The 897-nt window shown below is 58.4% G+C and carries 1 protein-coding gene; it reads right to left on the bottom strand.

The genetic code is table 11. The features are described from left to right. Window positions 1-716, bottom strand: a 716-nt coding sequence (locus J1781_RS00545; protein WP_217233040.1) for a PAAR domain-containing protein, incomplete at its 3' end; no start/stop codon positions are given. Window positions 717-897 lie beyond the last annotated feature (181 nt).

Raw genomic sequence — 897 nt, 5'->3', positions numbered from 1 at the left:
TGCAGTGCACTCATGCCCGACGCGATTAGCTGAGTGCTGCCCCCCGTTGCCACGGGGAGTGCCAGCGGCATGCCAGACTGTGCGGGCGTATCAGCCTTCCCGCCAAACATCTTTTTGTACCACGGCGTTTTATCACCGGCTGACTTCTTACGCTTCGCCGCCTGCGCGTGCTGCTCAATTTCGGGCTTTATGCCTGCGACCGGCGTCGGTACGCCGTAAGACATCCGCCCGAAGTTATGATGCTGCTCCTCACAGGTTCGTGCTTCGGTATTTCCTGCGCCACATTCCGCGGATTTCGCAAACACCGGCATTGAGCGTCTGGCCTGTTCTGCCGCTTCTTTCTCAGCCTGAACCTGTAATACTGCGGCCCGCCCTGCCTCCCACTTTTCCTGTGCGAGTTCAGAAGGGGATTTACCTTTTCCCATCCACTGTCCGAGCGGTGCGATAACCCGGTTCGTCCCCGGCGGGCAACCACATAAAACATCCGAACCGTCCACAGCAGAAGCGAGGCCGTCAAAGGTGGAATGCGGTTCTCCGCTGGTGATTTTTCCGGTGAGGCCGCATTTCGGGCAGGCGGTCGTGACATCACCGATGCGGATCACACCTAGCCCGTGTTCCGTCGCATTGGGCAGAGAGGTCAGACACACCGCGCCCGTCGTGGTTTTATCACCGTGCAGCGCCTGCCCGCGACCATAACAATTTGAGCGATACCCCATCCGTTATGCTCCGATGCCCGGAACCGCCAGCCGGTAAATCGCAATAACCGGATGCTGACGGGCAAATACCGCCTGCTCCTCAACCACCGCCCTCGCGCTTTCATCCATTTCAGCCAGCTGTTCAGCGGTGAAAGGTGAGGCGTTGATGGCATCCAGTAATTCCTGATTCAGTTCATTAGTG

Source organism: Rahnella perminowiae (assembly GCF_019049695.1).
Classification (GTDB): Bacteria; Pseudomonadota; Gammaproteobacteria; order Enterobacterales; family Enterobacteriaceae; genus Rahnella; species Rahnella perminowiae.
The sequence above is the reverse complement of the archived record's forward strand: the minus strand, read 5'-3'. Positions and strand labels throughout refer to the sequence as shown.